The sequence below is a fragment of the Riemerella anatipestifer genome, assembly GCF_009663465.1.
GTDB lineage: Bacteria > Bacteroidota > Bacteroidia > Flavobacteriales > Weeksellaceae > Riemerella > Riemerella anatipestifer_C.
Window position 1 is genome coordinate 1 of record NZ_QXHU01000020.1, and the last position, 864, is coordinate 864.

The following is an 864-nucleotide window of genomic DNA, read 5'->3' on the forward strand; positions in this document are numbered from 1 at the left end:
CCGTTGGCGGTCATTCTAAAAAACGTCACTGCCTAACAGAAAATTTCAATAAAAAATTTGCATATTGTTATCTGAATAGTTAACTTTGTAGTATGGAAACTATAAGACAAGTTATTGCATATAAAAAATACTTTTTGGACTTCTACCAAGCCCAAACAGATGAAGTACAAAGAAAGATTGAATGGACTTTGAACTTGTTGCGGACAATTGACCGAGTTCCTAAAAAGTATTTTGACCATATAACTGGAACTGACGGACTTTTTGAAGTTCGGGTTGAACTTGGTGGAAACATTTTTAGAATTTTCGCTTTTTTCGATAAAGGAAATTTAGTTGTTTTAGGGAATGGTTTTCAAAAAAAATCTCAAAAAACACCAAAAAATGAAATAGAAAAGGCAATAAAAATAAAAGCAGAATATGAAAACGAAAGAAAATAACATTACAACGCTTGACGAAATCCTTGACAATAAATACGGAAAACGAGGTGCAAAAGAAAGAGAACAGTGGGAACAAGAATTTGAAAGTTTCCAACTTGGTGTTTTGCTGGAGGAAGCAAGACGCAAACTTGGTATGACACAAGAAGAACTTGCTGAAAAGTGCGGAACAAATAAGTCTTACATTTCACGTATAGAAAATAATGCAAGTGACATTCGACTTTCAACTTTGATGAAAATTATTCAAACGGGATTAGGCGGACATTTAAAACTTACTTTACAGCTCTAACAAAAAAGAACGAACCGCCAACAAGGTATTGCCGCAAGCGGGGTTAATTGTTTTTTTAGAAAATTTTGTTTACTTTTGAAGTATGGTATTTTAGTTGAAGTTAGGTGCTAATAAGCCCCGCCTTCGGCAATACCCGGACCGTTA

At 34.3% G+C, this 864-nt stretch carries 2 protein-coding genes; both read left to right on the plus strand.

The window, feature by feature from the left end; genetic code table 11:
* The first annotated feature begins 92 nt into the window (after window positions 1-92).
* Window positions 93-434: a type II toxin-antitoxin system RelE/ParE family toxin gene (locus D1003_RS10960; protein ID WP_013447208.1), complete on the plus strand. Its 342-nt coding sequence runs from the start codon at window positions 93-95 to the stop codon at window positions 432-434.
* Window positions 415-720: a helix-turn-helix domain-containing protein gene (locus D1003_RS10965; RefSeq protein WP_004917541.1), complete on the plus strand. Its 306-nt coding sequence runs from the start codon at window positions 415-417 to the stop codon at window positions 718-720. The genes D1003_RS10960 and D1003_RS10965 overlap by 20 nt, the downstream gene beginning before the upstream one ends.
* Window positions 721-864 lie beyond the last annotated feature (144 nt).